The organism is Glycomyces salinus, from assembly GCF_016428645.1.
Lineage (GTDB): Bacteria > Actinomycetota > Actinomycetes > Mycobacteriales > Micromonosporaceae > Glycomyces > Glycomyces salinus.
The window spans coordinates 23,156-43,367 of the sequence record NZ_JAELXW010000052.1 but is presented as its reverse complement, the minus strand read 5'-3'; the positions used below and the strand labels follow the sequence as shown (position 1 = coordinate 43,367).

General features: G+C 69.8%; 20 protein-coding genes. 5 read left to right on the top strand and 15 right to left on the bottom strand.

Annotated elements, in window-relative coordinates:
- Positions 1-76: 76 nt before the first annotated feature.
- The 4 genes from JFB92_RS15480 to JFB92_RS15465 all read right to left on the bottom strand — a co-directional run bounded on the left by JFB92_RS15480 (position 77) and on the right by JFB92_RS15465 (position 3,649).
- Positions 77-670, bottom strand: a complete 594-nt coding sequence (locus JFB92_RS15480; protein WP_199040644.1) for a Maf family protein — start codon at positions 668-670, stop codon at positions 77-79.
- Positions 667-882: an acyl-CoA carboxylase subunit epsilon gene (locus JFB92_RS15475; RefSeq protein WP_199040641.1), complete on the bottom strand. Its 216-nt coding sequence runs from the start codon at positions 880-882 to the stop codon at positions 667-669. Before JFB92_RS15475 ends, JFB92_RS15480 begins: the two co-directional genes overlap by 4 nt.
- 7 nt (positions 883-889) lie before the next feature.
- Positions 890-1,900: an NYN domain-containing protein gene (locus JFB92_RS15470; protein ID WP_199040636.1), complete on the bottom strand. Its 1,011-nt coding sequence runs from the start codon at positions 1,898-1,900 to the stop codon at positions 890-892.
- Positions 1,901-2,074: 174 nt separating this feature from the next.
- Complete coding sequence (locus JFB92_RS15465; protein WP_199040633.1) at positions 2,075-3,649, bottom strand: acyl-CoA carboxylase subunit beta; 1,575 nt, start codon at positions 3,647-3,649, stop codon at positions 2,075-2,077.
- Positions 3,650-3,691: 42 nt separating this feature from the next.
- Between JFB92_RS15465 and JFB92_RS15460 the strand changes: the two genes are divergently transcribed.
- From JFB92_RS15460 to JFB92_RS15450, 3 genes are all read left to right on the top strand, one after another.
- Positions 3,692-4,498, top strand: a complete 807-nt coding sequence (locus tag JFB92_RS15460) for a biotin--[acetyl-CoA-carboxylase] ligase (RefSeq protein ID WP_199040630.1) — start codon at positions 3,692-3,694, stop codon at positions 4,496-4,498.
- An 11-nt stretch (positions 4,499-4,509) separates the two neighbouring features.
- The gene (locus JFB92_RS15455) at positions 4,510-5,289 is read left to right on the top strand and encodes a hypothetical protein (protein WP_199040627.1); all 780 of its coding nucleotides are present in this window, start codon (positions 4,510-4,512) and stop codon (positions 5,287-5,289) included.
- Between the two features lie 124 nt (positions 5,290-5,413).
- A complete protein-coding gene (locus JFB92_RS15450) occupies positions 5,414-5,938 on the top strand; it encodes a PH domain-containing protein (protein ID WP_199040624.1) in 525 nt (174 codons plus the stop codon).
- A 98-nt stretch (positions 5,939-6,036) separates the two neighbouring features.
- On the opposite strand, the gene JFB92_RS15445 is transcribed toward JFB92_RS15450, so the two are convergent.
- From JFB92_RS15445 to JFB92_RS15410, 8 genes are all read right to left on the bottom strand, one after another.
- On the bottom strand, positions 6,037-8,121 hold the full coding sequence (locus JFB92_RS15445; RefSeq protein WP_199040621.1) for a hypothetical protein: 2,085 nt from the start codon (positions 8,119-8,121) through the stop codon (positions 6,037-6,039).
- Positions 8,122-8,126: 5 nt separating this feature from the next.
- Positions 8,127-8,873 carry a hypothetical protein gene (locus tag JFB92_RS15440; RefSeq protein ID WP_199040618.1) on the bottom strand — a complete coding sequence of 249 codons (747 nt, stop codon included), beginning with the start codon at positions 8,871-8,873 and terminating at the stop codon, positions 8,127-8,129.
- A 1-nt stretch (position 8,874) separates the two neighbouring features.
- Positions 8,875-9,207 (bottom strand): hypothetical protein, encoded by a 333-nt coding sequence (locus tag JFB92_RS15435; protein ID WP_199040615.1) that lies wholly within the window; start codon positions 9,205-9,207, stop codon positions 8,875-8,877.
- Between the two features lie 115 nt (positions 9,208-9,322).
- Complete coding sequence (locus JFB92_RS15430) at positions 9,323-10,366, bottom strand: hypothetical protein (protein ID WP_199040612.1); 1,044 nt, start codon at positions 10,364-10,366, stop codon at positions 9,323-9,325.
- A gap of 12 nt (positions 10,367-10,378) precedes the next feature.
- Positions 10,379-10,693, bottom strand: coding sequence for a hypothetical protein (locus JFB92_RS15425; RefSeq protein ID WP_199040609.1), 315 nt, complete (start codon positions 10,691-10,693; stop codon positions 10,379-10,381).
- On the bottom strand, positions 10,686-11,501 hold the full coding sequence (locus tag JFB92_RS15420) for a hypothetical protein (RefSeq protein ID WP_199040606.1): 816 nt from the start codon (positions 11,499-11,501) through the stop codon (positions 10,686-10,688). The genes JFB92_RS15425 and JFB92_RS15420 overlap by 8 nt, the downstream gene beginning before the upstream one ends.
- Positions 11,502-11,786: 285 nt before the next feature.
- Positions 11,787-12,302, bottom strand: a complete 516-nt coding sequence (locus tag JFB92_RS15415) for a GtrA family protein (protein WP_199040603.1) — start codon at positions 12,300-12,302, stop codon at positions 11,787-11,789.
- 28 nt (positions 12,303-12,330) lie between these two features.
- Complete coding sequence (locus JFB92_RS15410) at positions 12,331-14,850, bottom strand: sigma-70 family RNA polymerase sigma factor (protein WP_199040600.1); 2,520 nt, start codon at positions 14,848-14,850, stop codon at positions 12,331-12,333.
- 363 nt (positions 14,851-15,213) lie between these two features.
- Between JFB92_RS15410 and sepX the strand changes: the two genes are divergently transcribed.
- Together sepX and trmB are read left to right on the top strand one after the other, a co-directional pair.
- A complete protein-coding gene (gene sepX / locus JFB92_RS15405) occupies positions 15,214-16,050 on the top strand; it encodes a divisome protein SepX/GlpR (protein ID WP_199040597.1) in 837 nt (278 codons plus the stop codon).
- Complete coding sequence (gene trmB, locus JFB92_RS15400) at positions 16,017-16,751, top strand: tRNA (guanosine(46)-N7)-methyltransferase TrmB (RefSeq protein WP_199040595.1); 735 nt, start codon at positions 16,017-16,019, stop codon at positions 16,749-16,751. Before sepX ends, trmB begins: the two co-directional genes overlap by 34 nt.
- A gap of 157 nt (positions 16,752-16,908) precedes the next feature.
- Here the strand turns inward: trmB and JFB92_RS15395 are convergent, their stop codons facing one another.
- The 3 genes from JFB92_RS15395 to JFB92_RS15385 are packed head-to-tail and all read right to left on the bottom strand — an operon-like array spanning position 16,909 to position 20,176.
- Complete coding sequence (locus tag JFB92_RS15395) at positions 16,909-17,115, bottom strand: DUF2191 domain-containing protein (protein WP_199040592.1); 207 nt, start codon at positions 17,113-17,115, stop codon at positions 16,909-16,911.
- Positions 17,115-18,455 (bottom strand): deoxyguanosinetriphosphate triphosphohydrolase, encoded by a 1,341-nt coding sequence (locus JFB92_RS15390; protein WP_199040589.1) that lies wholly within the window; start codon positions 18,453-18,455, stop codon positions 17,115-17,117. The genes JFB92_RS15395 and JFB92_RS15390 overlap by 1 nt, the downstream gene beginning before the upstream one ends.
- Before the next feature lie 44 nt (positions 18,456-18,499).
- The gene (locus tag JFB92_RS15385) at positions 18,500-20,176 is read right to left on the bottom strand and encodes a hypothetical protein (protein WP_199040586.1); all 1,677 of its coding nucleotides are present in this window, start codon (positions 20,174-20,176) and stop codon (positions 18,500-18,502) included.
- Positions 20,177-20,212 lie beyond the last annotated feature (36 nt).

Here is a 20,212-nt window from a genome sequence, read left to right as displayed (position 1 = left end):
CCCCGGTCCGCGCCACGGGTCGAGTCTACGGACCGGCCTCAGGGAGCTCGCCGGATCCGCGAAGAACGGCCGGGACTCACCGCCACAGGTCGGTCAGGGCGGTCTCGAGTTCGCCGAGCATGGTCCGCAGCAGCGGCATCGACAGCCCGATCACGGTGCCCGGATCGCCCTCGATCCGGTCGATGAAGGCCGAGCCGTAGCCGTCGAGCGTGAACGATCCGGCCACGTGCAGCGGCTCGCCGGTCGCGACGTAGGCGGCGATCTCGGCGTCCGAGACCTCGGCGAAGTGGACCTTCGTGCCCGAGGTGCGCAGCACCTTCCGGTCGGCGCTCACGTCGATCAGGCAGTGCCCGGTGTAGAGGACGCCGGAGCGGCCCCGCATGCGCTTCCACCTGGCGGTCGCCTCCTCGGCGCTCCCGGGCTTGCCGAGGATCTCGCCGCCGAAGTCCAGCACCGAGTCGCAGCCGAGCACCAGCGAGGTGGGGCCGACCATGTCGAGCACGGCTCCGGCCTTCATCTCGGCCAGGGCGCCGGCCAGTTGGGCCGCGTCGTGGGCCATCACCCGCGACTCGTCGACGCCGGAGACGATCACCTCGGGGTCGATGCCGGCCTCGGACAGCAGCTTGCGTCGCGCCGGAGAGGCCGAGGCCAGAACGAAGGGCCGAGTCACCGGTCCATGCCCCTGCGGGCCGGGACGGCCGCCTCGCGCCAGGAGCGGCGCACCCGCAGCCGCAGGCCCGGATTGCTCCAGGCGGCGCGGCTCCGGCTCGGGCCTGTCTCCTCCGGGGCCTCTTCGCGCGGCAGCGCGGCGATGACGCCCACGATGGCCGCCAGCTCCTCGTCCGTGGGGTTGCCCCGGAGGACCTTGAGCGCTGTGCTCATCGGCTTCTCACTCCTCGAAGTCGAATTCGCGGTGGACCCTCTCCCAGAAGCCGTCGCGGACCCAGATCCGGGCTTCGGGGTGGTCGCGTAGAGAGTAGCCGAGTTCCTTCTCGGCTTCCACCAGAAGCTCCTTGTCTATGACCGTCGGCAGCTGCGGGCCGGGCAGGAGGTCGGCTATATTGTCGGCGCCCCGGGTTAGCAGCCACTTGTGCCCGACGTACTCCCCCACCGATTTCACCGTCTCGGGGTCGAGCTTCTCGCCGGTCTGCGTGGTCCGGACGAACTTCGGCCGCGCCGACTCGGCCTGGGCGAGCGCCTCGGCGGCGTTCATGGTGACCGCGACCGACTCGCGGCGGCCGAACACCGCCGCTGGACTCGGCACGGTCGGCTCGGGCTCGGCCATCGGCGCGCCGACCATCGAACGGGTCGCCTGGGCGGCGGTCCCGTTCTTGGCGAAATGCGGTTTGAGCTCCTCGGACTCGATGGTCTCGACGGTGTCGGCCTCCCAGACCAGGCGCTCGGCCTGGTTGGTGCCGTAGGGCGGCTCGACGCCCCAGAGGTGGATGCGCACGCCGTAGGTCTGGGCGATCTCCACGGCCGGGACCATGTCCTCGTCTCCGGCCAGGAGGATCGCCTCATGGATGGCGCGGTGGCGGGCCAGCAGCTCCAGGTCGGACCGGATCTGGGCGTCGACGCCCTTCTGCTGGCCGCGCGAGTTGAGGTTCCCGAGGCGGACCTTGACGTATTCCATGTCGGCGATGACGCGCTGGTCGACGGTCGGCACCCGGTCGCGGGCGGCGTCGAACCAGTACAACCGCAGCAGTTCGCCGTCCGAGATGCGGTGCGCGGCCCGCTCCATCAACGTGGCGATCAGCTTTTCGGCGTCGACGCGATAATCCTTCCGAGAGGTCGCGTCGAGCAGCAGCTCAGCCGCCGCCGCGTAGAGGTAGCCGACGTCGATCAACATGGCGTACCGCCTGGTCAAGTGCCCAGGCAGCATTCCTACAGACTGTGTCATGGCCCACTCCCAATCTCGGGCAGGACGAAATGTCCCGCTTCCCCCGGCTGTATAAGACGGTACCCGGATGGGGCCCGACGGATGGGAGTGGTTCGGTCGGCAGTCTTGGCGAAGCTCGCGAGCCATAGATTGGCCCCGCGGGCGGGTTCTGAGTCGGGGCCGACCCCCGCGGTGCTACAGCGGGATGTTGCCGTGCTTCTTCGCCGGCAGCTCGTCGCGCTTGGAACCGGTCATGCGCAGACCCCTCACCAGCTGGGCCCGGGTCTGGTGCGGCTGGATGACCGCGTCGATGTAGCCCAGCTCGGCGGCGGTGTAGGGGTTGTTCAGCTTCTCCTCGTACTCGGCCATCAGCTCGGCCCGCTTGGCCTGCTCGTCGTCGGCCTTGGCGAGCTCGCGCCGGTAGAGGATGTTGACCGCGCCCTGCGAGCCCATGACGGCGATCTCGGCGGTCGGCCAGGCCAGGTTGAGGTCGGCGCCGACGTGCTTGGAGCCCATGACGCAGTACGCGCCGCCGTAGTTCTTGCGGGTGATGACCGTCAGCTTGGGGACGGTGGCCTCGGCGTAGGCGTAGATGAGCTTGGCGCCGCGGCGGATGATGCCGTCGTGCTCCTGGCTGGTGCCCGGCAGGAAACCGGGGACGTCGACGAAGGTGATCACCGGGATGTTGAAGGCGTCGCAGAAGCGGATGAACCGCGCGGCCTTCTCCGAGGCGTCGATGTCGAGGGTTCCGGCGAAGTGCATCGGCTGGTTGGCGACGATGCCGACCGGGCGGCCGTCCAGGCGGCCGAAGCCGGTGATGATGTTCTTGGCGAACAGCTCCTGGGTCTCGAGGAACTCGCCCTCGTCGAGGACGGTCTCGATGACCTTGTGCATGTCGTAGGGCTGGTTGGCCGAGTCTGGGATGAGGCCGTCCAGCGCGTAGTCGGTGCCGTTGAGGTCGAGTTCGACGTCCTTGGACTCGTAGACCGGCGGCTCGTCGAGGTTGTTCGACGGCAGGTACGACAGCAGGTGCTTGACGTACTCAAGCGCGTCGGTCTCGTCGGAGGCCAGGTAGTGCGCATTGCCGGCCACCGCGTTGTGGGTGCGGCCCCCGCCGAGCTCCTCCATGCCCACGTCCTCGCCGGTGACGGCCCGGACCACGTCGGGGCCGGTGATGAACATGTGGCTGGTCTGGTCGACCATGACGGTGAAGTCGGTGATCGCCGGGGAGTAGACCGCCCCGCCGGCGCACGGGCCCATGATCAGCGAGATCTGGGGGATGACGCCGGAGGCGCGCACGTTGCGGAAGAAGATGTCGCCGTAGCCGCCCAGGGAGGCCACGCCCTCCTGGATGCGGGCGCCGCCGGAGTCGGAGATGCCGATCAGGGGGCGGCCGGTGCGCAGGGCCAGGTCCTGGATCTTGGTGATCTTCTCGCCCGAGACCTGCCCGAGCGAGCCGCCGAGGACGGTGAAATCCTGGGCGAACACGCAGACCTCGCGGCCTTCGATGGTGCCGTAGCCGGTGACGACGCCGTCGCCATAGGGCCGGTTGGCCTCCATGCCGAAGTTGGTGGAGCGGTGGCGCGCGAGGGCGTCCACCTCGACGAACGACCCCTCGTCGAGCAGCGCCTCGAGGCGCTCGCGAGCGGTGCGCTTGCCCTTCTCATGCTGCTTCTCGATAGCGCGGGTGTTGCCCGTGGCCGCCTCGTCGAGGCGCTCGGCCAGATCGGCGAGCTTCCCGGCCGTCGTGTGGATGTCGATGTCGGTCACGCTTCGGATCGTATCCGCCCCGTTTGCATCTACGCTTGGTGCGTGAGCACACCGACGAGATCGCCACTGGACCGGCACCAGCTCTGGGCGCTGCTGTCGGAGAAGTCCGACTTCTGGACCGAATTGGACGTGGTGGAGGTCACAGGTTCGACGAATGCGGACCTGGCCGGGGCCGCTCGCCACGGGGCCGCCGAGGGGCGCGTGCTGGTCGCCGAGCAGCAGACCGCCGGCCGCGGGCGCATGGACCGGCAGTGGCAGTGCCCGGCCGGGGCCGGGCTGATGATGTCGATGCTGCTGCGGCCCACGGCCGACCGCGGCCAGTGGGGCACGCTGAACCTGGCCGCCGCGGTCGCCCTGGAGGAGACCCTCAGGGCGGTCGCCGGGGTGAGCGCGAAGCTCAAGTGGCCCAACGACGTCCTGATCGACGGCCGGAAGGTCTGCGGCATCCTCGCCACGGCCGAGAACGGCGCGGTCGTGCTGGGTCTGGGGCTCAACGTCTCGCTGACCGAATCCGAACTGCCGGTCCCGGAGGCGACCTCGCTGCTGCTGGCCGGGGCCGCGACGGTCGACCGGGCCGAGCTGGCCGCCCACTTCCTGGCCCACTTCGCGGCCGTCTACCGCACCTGGAACGACTCCGGCCCGGACCACGTCGTCCAGCGCTGGCGCGAGTACTCGGCCACGCTCGGGCGCCGCGTCGAGGTCTCCTTCCCGGACGGGGAGACGACCAGAGGCACCGCGGTCGACGTCCTCGGCGACGGGCGCCTGGTCATCGAGCCCGACGGCGCGGGATCCGAGGGCAGACTGAGCGTCGCGGCCGGGGACATCGTCCATCTCCGAAGGCGCGACTGAGGGAGCGGAGGTTGACCGAGGGCAAGCGAGACGGGGCCGAGGAAGCGGCGCTCGACCCCCGCCACGAGCGGCTGCTGGGCACGGCCCGGGCCGGCTACGAGGCGATGCGCGACCTCATCGAGCTCCACCGCGCCGCGGAGTCGGGCGGGGACGACCGGGGCCGCTGGGAGCAGGTGACCGGCGCGCGGGCCGTCAAGGAGCGGCTGTCCCGGTTGCGGGAGACGGCCGTCGAGAGCATCCGCACCTTCGTCAAGCCGCCGATCGTCCTGCCCCCGCCCGACGGTGAGCAGCACCGGCGGCTCGCCGACCGCGGAGTGCGCTACCGGCTGCTGTACGACCGGGAACTCTTCGAGGCCGACCCGGAGGCCGACCACCTCAAGCGGTCGATCGACCGGGGCGACGAGATCCGCTTCTCGGGGCGGCTGCCGCTCAAGCTCCTGATCGTCGACGAGCACACGATCTTCGTGGAGGAACCCGGCGCGCACCGGCCGCGGGCGATCGCCACCGCGAACCGGTCGGTCGTGGCGCTGGCCGCGGCGCTGTTCGAGCAGCTGTGGGCCGACGCGGTCCCGGCACCGCTGCGCGGCTCGGGCGCCTCGCCGATCGGCGAGGACGACGCGCTCCTGCTGAGCCTGCTCATCGCGGGCCTGACCGACCAGTCGATCGCCTCCAAGCTGGGTATCGGGCTGCGCACGGTGCAGCGTCGGGTGCGGGACCTGATGGATCTGGCCGAGGTGGACACCCGCATCCAGCTCGGCTGGTACGCGGCCCGGAACGGCTGGGTGTCCTAAGAGGTGAATTGCGTTCGGTTGAGCAAATCCGGCGACCGTACGCTCGGTCGAGGTGATGTACTGTGACTGTGCTTAATACTCGAATTCCGCCCTCGCCCGTTGTTTGATCCTGGAGGTCACCGCCATGGGTTATCCCGATGACCAGCTTGCCCGAGGCGAAGAGGTCAAGCTCCACACCAGGCCGCACTGGAAGGAGGCCGTCGGGCCCGTTCTGTGGTTCGTCGTCTTCCTGCTCATCGCGGCCATCGCCATCTACTACACCGCCCAGCTGGACTGGGATCCGAAGATCTGGCTCATCGTGGCCGAGGTCGTCGTCTTCATCGGACTGCTGGTGTGGCTGTCGGTGATCCCGTGGATCAACTGGCAGTCGACCCACTACGTGATCACCGACCAGCGCGTGATGTGGCGCGAAGGACTGGTCACCCGCGAGAGCCGCCATATCCCCCTTGCCCGGGTCAACACCGTCTCCTACACCCAGTCGATCATCGAGCGGATTCTCGGCTACGGCGACATGAAGATCGACTCCGCCTCCGACGACGGCGAGATCGAGCTCATCGACGTGCCCAAGGTGGACGACGTGAAGGCCGTCATCTACCAGCTCGCCGAGGACGACCGCAACCGCCGCGCCTCCCAGGGCGACGGCACCTGATCCGACGCGAACGCAGTTCGGGCCCGCGGTGATCTTCGCCGCGGGCCCGAGCCGTCTGAGGAGAAGATCGGGACGCGAGACGGCTGCACGGTCACCGCCTAGGCATAGGGGTCGTCCTCCTCGAATTCGGGTCCGCCGCCCCACACGTCCTCGTCTTCCACCAGCCAGAACTGGCGTTCGTGCTCGCTGTCGTCGCCCTTGCCGGAGCCGCCAGAGCCCGGGAGCATCCCGGGAGCGCCGTGGACGCCGCCGCCGCGGCCGCCCGCGCCGGTTCCGGCACCGGTACCGGTGCCCCCGAGCCCGCGTCCGGCGCCGCTGCCGGGCGGGCCGCCCGCCGCGGACGAGCCCGGCCGCAGGCCCGAGCCGGTCCCGGACGAACCCGGTCTCAGGCCGGAGCCGCTGCCCGAGGAACCCGGTCGCGTTCCCGTGGCGTCGGTGGTGGGGCGGGCGCTGAGGACGCGCGGACCGGTCGAGGAGCCCGGACGCAGGCCGGAAGGGCCTCCGGAGCGGGGCGACAGGTTCCGCGGGCTCGACGAGGTGCCGGGGCGCAGGCCCGACGGAGTGCCGCCGCCGATCACGCCCGGCCCGCCGCCGGACAGGTTGGGGCTGCTGCCGCCGGTCGGCGGGGCGCCGCCGCCGGGGAGGCCGCCGGGGCCGCCGCTGGCCAGACCGCCGCCGACCTCGTCGTCGGGTTGGAACGAGTCGTAGCCGTCCAGGCCGTTCCCGTCGTAGCCTTCCGGAGGCGTACCGCCGCTGTAACCGCCGGGAGGTGTGCCGCCGCTGTAGCCACCGGTAGGCGTGCCGCCGGTGGATCCCAGGTCGCCGCCCTCGTAGCCGCCGGGCGGGTCGCCGCCGAGGTTGTCGGGGTCGTCGATGTCGGAGCCGAACGGGTTCTCGTCGTCGAGGCCGTTCAGGCCGCCGTTGCCGCCGTAGCCGCCGGGCGGGGAACCGCCGCCGTTGAAGCCGCTCCCTTCGTAGCCGCCGAGGCCCTCTCCTCCAGAGCCCCCGCTGCCGTCCGAGTTGAGCGAGTTCAGGTTGTTCGGGTCCGGCCCGGCCATGCCGTCCAGGTCCGGCGGTCCGTCGCCGCCGCCGACCTCGGGGATGTCGCCGACGTCGGGGCCGCCGTCGAGGTCGGGCGGGGGCGGCCCGTCGCCGGGGTCGCCGCCGAACTGGGAGGGTTCGGCGGGCTTGGCGTCGGGCTCGATCTCGGTGACCTGGGCTTCGACGTTGCTGTGGCGGTCGGTCACCTCCTCGTTGACGATCGCGGCCTGCTCTTCGACGTGCTCGGAGCCTTTGGCGCCCATGTCGACGAGGGCCTGGTCGGCGTACTCGTCGGCCTTGGCCCTGGCCAGGGACTCGCCGGAGAGACCGTCCACTTCGTAGTCGGGGTTGTTGTTGACGTACTCCAGCCAGTTCTGGTAGACCTGCTCGCGGTCGTCCTGGATGTCGTCGACCACGGTCGGGTCGAACCCGGCCAGCTCGACCGCGTGCTTGATCTCGTCGTTCGCTTCGATCACGCAGTTCTTGTAGTACGGGGGGCGGATGTGGATGCGGTGCGAGCCGCAGCTGGTGCCCTCCATGTAGAACTTCGGGGCCGGGTAGACGCAGGCGGTGCCGCCCTGCTGCTCGAAGATCTCGGCCTGCTTGTCGTCGAGCAGCTTGACCACGCCGCCATCGCCCTCCTCTCCGGCGATGTCGTCGATGATGGTCCGGCAGTTCTTCAGGACGATCTCGACCTGCTCCTCGAAGGCGTCGAAGTCCTCGCCCTTCCAATAGCCCGACAGGTCCGACAGGCCCTGTTCGAGCTTGGGTCCGATAGTGCGGAAGTCCTCGTAGAAGTCGCTCCACTCGTCGCGGATGGTGTCGAGCGCGTAGTCGGCCTCGGGCTGCGGGCGGATCGAGGCGACCAGGTCCTGCATGGTCTTGCCCTCGGGCAGCAGCATCGTGCCCTCGCGGGCGGCGCGCAGGTTGTTGATCTGGGTCGCCTGCGGGACGGCCGACATGAGTTTCACCCACGCCGCCTCGGCGGGCTCCTCCTGAGCGGCGGTGCAGTCGCCGGTGTCGCAGTGGGGCTGGACCATCAGGTCGTTGGCCGCCTGCTGGTACTGGGACTGGGACTGACCCTCGTCCATGTCCCCGTACTCGTCGCGTTCGAAATCCGTGGTCTCTTCTTCTTCGGCCATCGCCGCTACTCGCTCTCGGCTCGCTGGAGGATGTCGGCCTGGAGCGCGGGCAGGTACTCGACCGCGACCCAGTCCTCGAACTGGTCAGGGGTGAAGGGGTAGACGGCCATCCGCTCGGCGGTGGAGTCCGGGTAGAACTCGGGGGCCGACTCGTAGGCGCCCACGCCGGGGTCGTGCAGATAGTCGATGGACGCGTAGACGACCCACGAGCCGACCCGGCCGAAGGCGTCGATGTAGTTGCGGTGCTCGGTCTCGCCGGCGATCACCAGGCTCTGGTCCCAGTCGCCGGAGAGCTCGGTCTCGCGCTCGTCGGTGTAGGCGACGCCCGGGGCGTTCTCCCGGCGGGTCTGGACCCGGTCGGTGAAGTTGGCCTCGGCCTCGGCGTCGGTCGACCAGGGGGCCAGGCCGACCCGGACGGCGGCGTCGCCGGTGGCGCTGTAGTCGAAGGTGCCCTGGGTGTCCTCGAAGGTGGCCAGGTCGAGCAGCCCCGAGCAGGTGGCGGCCTCGGCGTCGATGCCCTCGCCGAGTCCGTCGCTGAGGAGCTCTCCGTCGGTGCCGACCGCGCCCGTGTACTCCTGGACGGGGGCGAGCTCGTCGAAGACTTCGCAGCCGATCCAGTCGGACATGACCGCCAGGGACCCGCTGGGGGCGGTGTCGTCGGGCGGCTCGGACTCGGAGCCGCAGGCGGTGGCCCCGAGGATCGCCAGGATCGCACTCGCGGCCCGGATGCTCCGCATCGTCGTCGCCGTCATCTCAGTCGCCGTTGAGTCCGTCGTCGTAGGCGCCGATCTCGGAGGCGGAGTTCTCGTCGTTCTCCTCTGCCAGCTCGGCGGAGCCGTTGAGGCCGGTGATCATGCCGTCGAGCGATTGGCGGAGATCCTGGAGGTTGTTCCAGGTGGTCTCGTGGAAGGTCTGGTAGTTGGTGCGGGCGGCCTCGGCGGAATCGAGCCGCCCGAACGCGGGCATGCGGCCGAGGGCCTTGCCCTTCTCGAGTCTGGGGATGATCGTCTCGAGGTAGTCGAGCTGCTCGCGGACGACGGTCCGATACTCCTCGAGTGCCGTGGGGTCTATCTCTATTTCAGCCATGGGGTTGCCTAACTGAGAATGAACGGATGAATACCGAGTATTCAATTTTCGATCGGGGACCACCCGCGGAGTCTTCGGTCGCCGGACCGGTGATGCTCGGTCCGGCCGGTCCCTCCTACTCGTAGTCCTGCTTCTGGTCCTCGCCCATGAAGATGTCCGGCGGCTTCTCGCTCTCCATGGCGCTGTCCTCGAAGCCGTGGTTGTTCGGAACGAAGTCCAGGCCCATCACGTCGACGCCGGACTCGGCCATCGCGTTGTCCTCCTTGTCGGGGTTCGCGATGCCGTCGGCGCTGTTGCCGAGGTTGTAGGCGCCCTGCGCCCCCGAGAACCCGGCGAACCAGCCCTCCTTCCCGGCCATCCAGTTGTTCGCCTTCGGGGAGATCTTGTCCAGCAGACCGGGGTTGCCCGCCCGGCCGGGCGCCATGAGGTTGCGGAGCGTCATCTGCGCCAGCCCCTGCATGAGGCTGAACATCGAGGCACCGATGGTGTCGCCCGGGTTGACGACGTTGCCCTTGGCGGCCAGCGCGACCCACGTGTAGGCCATGTTGCCGTTGATGAAGGCCGCCAGCGCGTGGCCGACCTTCTCGATCGCGGTGTCCAGGGCGGTCAGCGCGTCCTTGCTCCGGCCGGCCACCTGCTGAGCGGCGACCATGATGTTGTTCGCGACGACCTGGGCGGGAGGGAACGGTATCGCCCGGTTGATCAGGTACAGGACCGCGAACGCCTGCAGGGAGGTGGCGACCGCGAGCATCAGCGGGACCATGACCGCGAGCATCGTCCCGATGGTGAACAGCGTGATGCCCACATGCATCGCGAAGGCGGCGATGATCGTCAACTGGGAGTGGACCTTCTCCGACTTGTCGTCGAAGGCGTCGCGGTCGTCGCCCTCCCAGTCCTCGTCGTTGAACTCGTCGCGCTTCTCCTTGAGCTTGTCCGCCGCCTCCAGGTACTTCTCGGCCAGCACCAGCCAGTGCACGCCGGCCTTCATGATCGAACCCGGATTGCACTGGTTCATGAAGATGATCCGGGAGAGCGCAGTCGTCTCACCGGGGAAGACGAAGGTGGGCATGGTGATCAGCATTGCGGCGGTCGGCGCCATGATCGAGTACGCCTGCTCCATCTCCGCGAACTGCTCGGGGTCGGGTGCCTTGTACGCCATGCGCGACCGCCCTCAGCCCTGTTCCTTGTCGCGGGCGTCCACGTTCCCCGCGATGTCCGCGTCGGTCTGTTCCCACTCCTCGACGGTCGCGACCAGTGCCTCGCTCAGCTCGGTGAAGCACTCCGAGGCGCCTTGGACCATGGCGTTCATGTAACCGGTGCCCATCGTGTAGGCGATCGCGAGGGAAGGTGCCACCGAGGTGTAGAGCGACTGGTCGATCTCGCGGAGCTTGGGGAGGGTCAGGCTGGCTTCCTGGAGGATCGGAAGCACCTCGTCGTGTACGCCTTTGCTCAGCGCCCGGACCTTGTCGCCTTCGATGCTAGGCAAAATAGCCTCCCTGGTGGAAGAGTCGGGTGATGTGCTCCTGCTGCTCGGCGAGCTTGCGCACGTCGCCGACGGCCCGGTCGCCGCGATCGCCGACCTCCTGTGAGGCCCCGGCCACGTCCGCCGGACCGAGCGGCAGGTCGAGCTCGGCGAAGTAGGCGTCCTGCTCTTGTCCGAGCTCCGCCAGCGCGGCGGCGGTGGTCTCGTTGATCTCGGAGGTCAGCGCCTTCGGACCGATTTCGCAGGCGCGCTTGCTGAGCCAGACCGAGGCGATCGGGTATTCCATGGTCGCCTCGACCACGACCAGCTTGCTCGGACTGGTCGCCTTGCCCGTCGGCAGACCGTCCTCGCCTGCGTCCCGCCCGGTTCCAGGGGGAGCGTCCTTGAAACGCCGCAGCAGCCCGATCGTCGAGTCCAGCGAATCCAGAGCGAAGTCGGGCAGGCGGAGTTTCGGGGTGCCCTCGAACCGCGCCTGGTCGCGCTCGGCCCGTTCGGCGGGCGACTCGAACTCCGCGCGCCGCCGGTCGATCGCGGCGGCGAATCCGTCGCCGTCCAGCTCCTCGCGCAGGCCGGCGAGCATGTCGATCGCCTCGTCCAGCGAGGGTCCGGATTCCGGCGCGGTCGCGGCGACCCCGGCGAGGTCGGAGGCTTTGCGGGCGGTGTCAGTGATCAGTTCGGCCAGGTCCCGGGGAAACATGCGCTCGGCGCCCGCCGTGAGTTCCACCTTCGGTGGCGAACCGGGGTCGACGTGCACCGTGACGTTGCCGCAGGGGCTTGTCAGAGAGCGCTCCCCGGATTGATTCTCAGTCAAGGGATCTCCATGGAGATTGGTGTCCGTAGAGGGAAGGACGCAATAATAAGCACACTTTCTGATATGAAAAAAGCTACCCGATTCGGGGTCGTTTGCGCACCTTCAGTGACCGCCCCGGGAGCGCTCGCCCATGAGCTGGGAGGGTTCTACTTCCAGCATCCCTTACAGACATACAGGAGTTCGAGGGTTCGCCTCCGATTCCCAAACCGCGCAACGGCAGTCAAACGCGGAGCAACCAGATCGTTATAGAAAGTTCATTTACGGAGGATCCGGGCCGGAACGGATTCAGGCGCGCTCGACGCGGCGGAAGACCCAGGTGCGGTAGGCGTAGAAGCGGAAGGCCGAGGCGATGCCGACGCCGACGACGTTCGCCGACAGGTTCACCGCGAGCGGGTTGTCGAAGTACTGCGGCCAGACCTGGGCCAGGCCGTTGTTGGCCCACAGGCACCCCAGCGCGATCAGCAGGCCGATGCCGTTGAAGAAGAAGTACAGCACGTACTGGCGGTGGGCGGCCGCGCCGACGCCGATGCGGTCGCGCCAGGTCCAGTGCCGGTTCCCGAAGAACGCGAACGTGGTGGCCACGACCGAGGCCAGGATCTTGGAGGTCCAGTCCGGCCAGCCCAGCACCAGATAGCAGAGGTTGAACAGACCGAGGTCGATGAGGTAGGCGACCCCTCCCACGCCGACGAAGCGGAACAGCTCGCCGCTGTGGCGCAGGAACAGGCGCCAGGCTCGGACGATCGGACCCGACGCGCCGCGGCGCGTCGGGGGCTCCTGGGGAGAAGTCGTGGAAGTCCGCATCAGACCTCAGCCTAACCGGTCGGGGCCCTCAGCCGCTCGGTGCGGCGATGGCGACAACGCCGATCACGAACTCGTCGCTGCCGTGGTAGAAGGCGACCGTCGACTCCTCCCCGACCGAGGCCGTCTCCACCCCGACGTCGACGCCGAAGGTGTACCAGCGCGGGTTGTTCACCGCGCCGTGCGCGGTGCAGGTCGCGGGCTCGCCCATGCCGCGCCCGCCGATGCTGAGGCGGTCGCCGCCGTCGTAACCCGAACCGCCCCACAGGGTGTAGGCGGCCGTCACCTCGCCGCCGCCGCGCACCTCGATCTCGGTGTCGGAGGCCGGGGCCCCGTCGTAGACGGCGATGTCCCGCTTCTCGGCGCCCGGCTCGTCGTAGACGACCGTGAGCGACCAGCCCGCCCAGTGGCGGTCGAGGCAGTCGTCGCCGCCGTGCGCCGGCCAGTGGTGGCAGTCCGAGGTCGGCAGGGCGTGGTTGTCGACCGCGACCCAGTACTCGCCTCCGCCGGCGACCAGGTCGGTGACGTCCGCGAACGCTTGCGCCCCCGGGCTGGTGCCGGTCACCTCGTCCGCGCCCAGATCGGTCCAGGACCCGCCCGGCCCGGCCAGGGAGACCTCGGTCGGCAGGTCGTCGTCGACTCCGGCCCAGTACACTCCCGCCCACACGATCTCGGCCCCGCCGGGGATGTCGAGGTGGGCGCCGCTGACCGCCTCGCCCTCCTGCCCGGCGGGCGGCTGCGGGTGGCCGTGGGGAGACTTGTACGGCTTCATCGGGTAACGGTCGCCGACGCCGATCGCGGTGGCCTCGCGGCAGGCCGGGATCGCGCAGGTCATCCAGGTGTTCCCCGAGGCGGTGACGCCGGTGGCGTCGAGGCTGGCGTAGCCGACCTCCGAGCCCGACGGGGCCACGGGGATGCGCAGCTCGCTGGTGCCGCTGACCTCGGGCCCGTCCACGGTGACGGTGAAGGTCTGGTAGCCGCTGACGTGGTCGGCGATGCGGATGCGGACCTCGGCCACGGCCGGGTCGGGCATTTCGCCGATGGCGCACTCGATCGTGCCGTCGCCTTTCTCGCAGGTCCAACCGGGCGCGGCCTCCTCGGCGGCCAGCTCGACGCCCTCGGGCAGTTCGATATCGAGGGTGATCCGGGTCGAGGCGGCCTGGCCGTGGGCGATCGGCCGGGCCTCGGCCGATTCGGGGAAGGTCTCGACCTGCTGCGTGGTGGGCGCGTACCCGCCGCCCGAGTTCGTCTCGTTCAGGCGGATCGGCAGGACCGACTCCCCGCCGGCGGTCAGGCCGCTGGAGCCCAGGTCGTGTTCGATGCCGTACGAGGCCGGCTCGGCGGGCTCGTCTTCGGGTTCGTCGGCGGGTTCCTCGGGCGCCGGGGACTCGGAGTCACCGGGTTCGGGCTCGGCCGGCGGGTCGTCGGGGTCCGGCAGCGGGTCGTCGGGATCGGCGGGGTCGTCCTGCTCTTCGGCGGGTTCGTCCTCCGGCTCGGCCGACGAGGACGGCGGTTCGGCGGCGGCCTCGGGCTCTTGTTCCGGCTCACCGGAGGTGAGCGCGAAGACCGCCGCGGCGGCGACCACGGCGGCGGCGGTCCCGGTGGCGATGCTGCCCTTGGTGCCCAGCTGCTGGAAGATGCGGCGGATCCAGTTCGCGACGGCCGTGAAGGGCGCGGCGATCGCTCCGAGGACGCCGCCGACGGCGATTCCCGCGGCCGAGGCGACCCCGGCGGCCAGATAGGGGGCCGAGGCGGCGCCGAGGACGATCGGTCCGACCACACCGCGCAGGCCCGAGTTCAACTCGGTGAGCTCGGCGAACAGCAGGTTGCACGAGACGCAGCCGTCGAGGTGGTCGTCGACCTTCTCGGCGTCGCGCACACCGAGTTTGCCGCGGACCCGCGCGCCGAGCCGGTCGACCGTCCAGCGGCACTCCTCCGGCGGGGAGTCGGCGGCGTGCTCGGTCAGGTAGTTCTGGCGCAGCTTCTCGCGGGCGCGGTAGGCCAGGGCCGAGACCCCGTTGGCGGTCATGCCGAGCATGGAGGCGACCTTGGCCGGGGGGTCCTGCTCGACCTCGGTGTGCCACAGCACCATCTGCCAGCGCTCGGGGAGCTTGCCGAAGGCCAGCGCGGCGTAGCGGCGCTCGGCGCCCTCGACGGCCGGGTCGACGAAGATCTCGCCGGAGTCGTGCTTGGTGAGGTCGTCGGTGTACTCGATGCGCTTGTCGCGCCGCACCCGGTCGTAGAAGGTGTTGCGGAGCGTCCGGAGCATGTAGGGGCGGAAGGCCAGGTCGGGACCCTGTCCCTCGCGGAAGGCGTGGAGGAGCTTGGCGAAGGTCTCCGAGACCAGGTCGTCGGCTGCGGCGGTGTCCTGGGCGAGGACGCGCGCGAGGCGGCGGGCGGCGTGGACGTGCCGCTCGTAGAGGACCGCGTAGGCGGTGGTGTCGCCGCCGCGGGTGGCGGCGATGAGTTCGGGATCGGAGAGGTTCTCGGGGGCGTCGGGGGTGACCGGGCCGACGCCGCGCGGATCTCCGGCGGGAACGGTGTCGGGCATGTTCGCCGGTGCTCCTTCCATGTGGCGCCCAGCTCATACTATGCGGGGACCCGGGTGTTGCGCTCGTGGCGTGGCGAGGCCGCCGTCGAGGAGCTTCTTCGTGTCTCCCTTTGAATTAACGATCGGCCGCCGCTTCGGTTGTGCATCGAGATTAGGCGAAATCACCATCTACGTAAAGACGGCAAACTACGTTTATTGGGGCAAATATCCGACACTTGCGATAATTGTGATTCGATTGCGACCATGAGTGACGGTATGGGCCTTGCTCAGCGGGGTTCCAGTCAACTGTCGGAAATCTGTCAGGATATTGCGTACCGTTGGGTAACGCACCCGAACCCGCGGACAACACGCAGGAGGTGAGCAATGCCCGCTTCGGTCCTGCTGGCGCTGCTGGCCGCCACCAGCCTGCTGGCCCTGACCCCCGCCCTGGTCCGGCGCTACGACCCCGACGAGCGCATGATCGCCGACCGGGCCGCCTCCAACGCGCGCGTGCTCGCGCGCGAGGCGCACGACCCGGGCCGCCCGGCCCCCCACCCCGTCCCCGGTTTCACCCATACGGGTGAAGAAGAGTCGCCTGGCACGCCTGAGCCGACCGGGCCCGCCGGATGGGAGCGGCGCGGCGGTCGCCGCGGCGGGTCGGTACGGTTGGAATCCGACCAGTCGGTGACCGACGAGGACCCCGAGATGCGTGAGACGGCCAGGCTTCGAGAGATGCGCGCAGAATGGTGGCGGCGGCGCCACCGCCGAATCCTTTACGTGCTGATCGCCCTCACTCTCGTGGAGCTGATCGGCGTCATCGTCGCCGGACCCGGGTTCTGGATCGGCGCCGGTCTCGCGGCGGTCCTGCTGGGCGCCTACGTCTACTTCCTGCGCACCCGCGCCAAGCGGCTCCTGCGCAGCAAGGCCGCCCACCCGGCCCGCGCCATGCTCACCTCCGAGCCCGAGCACCCCGAGCAGGGGCCGCCGACCTACGTGCCCGAGCAGCCCGGCGCCGAGGGCGACTACGAGCCCGAGACCGAGGAGCGCCGCGAGTCCTTCCTGTTCGAGAACGGCACGCTCTCGGGCGAGGAGGACGAGCCGCCCCCGCGCCCGGAGACCCGCCACGGCGACCACCCGGCCGGAATCCGGGGCCGCTCGTACGAGTCCCCGGCTAAACTCGAGCGGTTATGCCTGAGCAGACCGAACACCGCCACATCCTGACCTTCAACTTCCGCCAGGGGCGCAACAAGCCGCGCCACGACGAGGCCATGGAGCGCCTGTGGCCGCGCTACGGCGTGGAGTGGAGGCCCGAGGACGGCCGGATCGACCCCGCGGAGCTGTTCGGGCGGACCGCGCCGGTGATCCTCGAGATCGGCTCGGGCAACGGCGAGGCCGCCGCCGCCATGGCCGACACCGACCGCGACCGGGACCTGCTGGCCGTCGAGGTCTACCCGCAGGGCGTGGCGGACCTGATGGACCGCGCCGAGCAACGCGGCCTGGACAACCTCCGCGTCTACTCCGGCGACGCCCTGCCGCTGCTGTGGCACGGCCTCGCCCCCGGGTCGCTGGACGAGATCCGGGTCTACTTCCCCGACCCGTGGCCGAAGAAGCGCCACCACAAGCGCCGCATCATCCAACCGGCGCACACCGCGACCATGCGCGACCTCTTGCGGCCGGGCGGAGTGATCCACTGCGCCACCGACATCGCCGACTACGCCGAGCAGATGCTGGAAGTCCTCACCGCCGACGAGCACCTGGAGAACACGGCCGAAGGCTACGCCCCCAGGCCCGACCACCGCCCGGTGACGAAGTTCGAACGCCGAGGTATAACGGCCGGCCGCCAAATCTTCGACCTCGTCTTCCGCAAGGCGCGTACTTCCGAACAGCGGCTGGAAGCGGCCCAACGGCTGCTAGAACGATGACTGGCCGGGGAATTCGATCAAGCCGCAGCGGCACATCGGCGGGCAAGACAAGCCCGGAAGGCAGCCTTCGGCGAACCGCCGAGCGAGGAATAAGCCGCCAGGGCCTCCGGCGGACCAAGTCCCCAGGACAGACCGGAGTATCCATACCGGGCCGGGCTCACCGGCGATAATTCCTCTTGTCCGAGAGGAACTCCGAGTCGATCGCGCCGTCGGCCGCCATCGCGCGGAGCCGTCGCAGGGCGCCCTTCCTACGTTCACAGGCGGCGAGCGCCTGCCTTAGGGCCCAGTCGATGACCTCCTGCTGGGAAGAGGATCCGAGTGCTTCACCGGCCCCGGCGAGGAGATCGCCGTCGAGATCGATCACTACACGAGCCATACCGCACCTCCGCCAGGAATGGACGCTGTCCAGGACGGAACGAGTATCGGATCCGATGCCGCATCGCGGCAAGCGAATAAGGCCGCAGTGAGGCGGCGGTGCCAGGCCTCGGCTGAGGGGTCGGTCAGGGACGCTACCTGGTCTATGACCGCTCTGAGGCGGGCGGCGTCGTCCTCGGCTCGGTGCCAGGCGGCGGCGAACATCGGTTCCAGGTCCCTCGGGGCCCGCTTCGCGAGGACCTCGACCAGCTCGGCCAGGATCTCCCGCTGCCGCACGTACGAGGGCCTGGCCGTCCGCGGCTGCATCACGTAGCGCCAGGCGATGCCCTTGAGCAGGGCGCACTGGATCCGCTCGCGCTCGGGGACGATGAGCGAGGCGTCGTAGCGGCGCAGCTCGCCCTTCCCATAGCGCTCCTGTGTGGCCTCTACCGCGGCGGTCACGAAGCGGCCCACCATCGTCGAGGTGAAGGACTTCAGCGCCACCAGGGAGTCGAAGGCGCCGTCGTAGTCGTGGAGGTCGCGCATCACCGGATCGTGCAGGAGGTCCTTCAGCGCCTCTTCGAGCGCGGCCGGCGACTGGTCGGAGTAGCGGCCGGTCACGTCCGCGCAGACCCCGGCCTGCTCGTCCCGGTCGTCCATCAGCCGGGCCAGGTCGATGTAGCCGCCGTGCAGGCCGTCCTCGACGTCGTGGACCGAGTAGGCCACGTCGTCGGACCAGTCCATGACCTGGGCCTCCAGGCACTGGCGGCCCTCGGGGGCCTCCCCGCGGAACCAGTCGAAGACCGGCCGGTCGTCGGCGTAGACGCCGAACTTGCGCCGCTCGGGCGCGGGCTCCCACGGGTACTTGCAGGTCGCGTCCAGGGAGGCACGGGTGAGGTTGAGGCCCACGGATTCACCGTCGGAGTCGACCACCTTGGCCTCGAGCCGGGCCAGGACCCGGAGGGTCTGGGCATTGCCCTCGAAGCCGCCGCACGGGCCGGCGACGGCGTGCAGCGCGTCCTCGCCGTTGTGGCCGAACGGCGGGTGGCCGAGGTCGTGGGCGAGGCCGGCGACGTCGACCACGTCGGGGTCGCAGCCGAGCGAGTCGCCCATCTCCCGGGCGATCTGGGCGACCTCCAGCGAGTGGGTGAGCCGGGTCCGCAGGAAGTCGTCGGTCCCGGCGGTGTGGACCTGGGTCTTGGAGGCCAGCCGCCTGAAACCTGCCGAGTGGAGGACCCTGGCGCGATCGCGCTGGAACGGACCGCGCCGCGAATCCGGTTCCGGCACGCGGCGCTCGTAGGCGGGCCGGCGCCTCTCGAAGTCACCGGCACGGAAAACGGGATCGGTCACGCCGTCGAGCCTAGCGTGACCGATCCCCGATTCGGGAGGTGTGCTTACTTCAGGTACAGGCGCGCGACCCCGGTGTCGTCGCCGTCGACGGTGCCGTGCGCGAACGCGAAGGCCGACAGGGGCTCCACCTCCGACTCGTACTCCCCGGCCCATTCCAGGTCGACCCACACCGCCAGCGCGGTGTTGTCGGGGGCGGCGTCGGCGAAGGAGCCGAAGCGCGAGTCGTCGGCGAGGGTGCCGTCGGCGACGTTGGCTCCCTGGTAGGTCAGCTCCGAGCCGTCGACCTCGACGCCCTCGGGCATCTCGCCCTCAGTGGCCTCGGCTACCAGGTCTTCGAGGTCCTGGGCGCGGTCCTCGGAGAGGATCGCCCTGAACAGGATGGTCTCCGGGTCGAAGTCGGAGCCGTTGGACGGGACGTCGGCGGCGAAGCTGAGCTGGGCGCCCGAGAGCAGGTCGATGATCTCGTCGGCCCCGGTGAACATGCCTCCGGTGCTGCCGCAGTCCTCGCCGTAGCCGTAGTCCTCGTCTTCGACGCAGTAGTCGTTGGAGGTCAGGTCCTCGAACTCGTCCATCCACTCCTCGGTGGCCTCGGAGAGGTCGTCGGGGATGTCGGCGCTGACGGCGAAGCCGGAGGCCGGGAGCTCCCCGAAGTTGTCCATCAGGTCCTCGGAGCCGGTCCAGATGCTGTCCTCGGTGCCGAAGTGGCGGTAGGTCAGTTCGAAGCCCTCGTCGAAGGCCGAGACGCCCATGATCGCGTGGCCCGAGAACGCCTCCTCGAAACCGGCGAGGTCCTCCTCCTCGCCCATGGCGGCGGCCATCTCGGTGACGGCGTCGGCGTCGATCCAGTAGACCAGGAGCTGGTCGCCGTCCAGCCAGGAGCGGGCCTCGTCGTAGCCGGAGGAGTCGGACAGCGGCGAGGTCTCGGCCTCGGTCTGCACGGCCTCGAGCGCGGCCTGGGCGTTCCCGGCGCCGCCGACGATGAGCACCGAATCCTCGTTGACGGTGTAGGCCAGTTCCTCTTCGGGGGCCCCTGCGGCTTCGACCAGGCGCTCCATGCCCTCGCGGGCGGCATCGGCGTCGGTGCTGGCGAGGTTGACCACCGCGTACGGCGAGCCGTCGTGCTCCCACATGGCGACGCCGTGGCGGCGGCCCAGCCAGGAGGTCAGGTCGCGCTCGGCCTCGACGCCCTCGAGCCCGGACTCGTCGATCAGTTGCTGCCAGAAGTCGTCGGTGTCGTCGAAGTCGGCGCCCTCGAACCGGCTCAGGTGCTCCAGGAGCTTGGGGGTCTGGTCGAAGGACGGGTCGAGGTTGATCTCGGCGTACATGCTCGTGCTGGACGGGAAGCGCTCGGCCGGGTCGGGGCCGGTGGTCCACACGAACTGGAAGAACACGAACGCGCCGACGCCCAGCAGGAGGGCCACCGACAGGATCGAGGCGATCGCGACCCGGCCGCGGCGCCTGGGCCGGGGCGGCGGAGGCGGGGCGGGGGTATAGGCGCCAGGCGGGAAGTGGGGCGGCTGCCCGCCGCCGGGCGCGACGGGCGGAGCGCCCTCCACGTACGGCTGCACCGGGGGCGGGCCGGGCGGGGGCTGCTGGTATTGCGGCTGGCCCGGCTGCTGGTAGGGCTGATGCTGGTACTGCGGCGGGGGCTGCTGCGGCGGTTGCGGCGGCTGCCCGTTCGGTTCGAATCGGTACTGCTGCGGATTGTTGTAGCTCGACATATGTCGAAGCTATGCGGCTCCGGTGACGACTACATC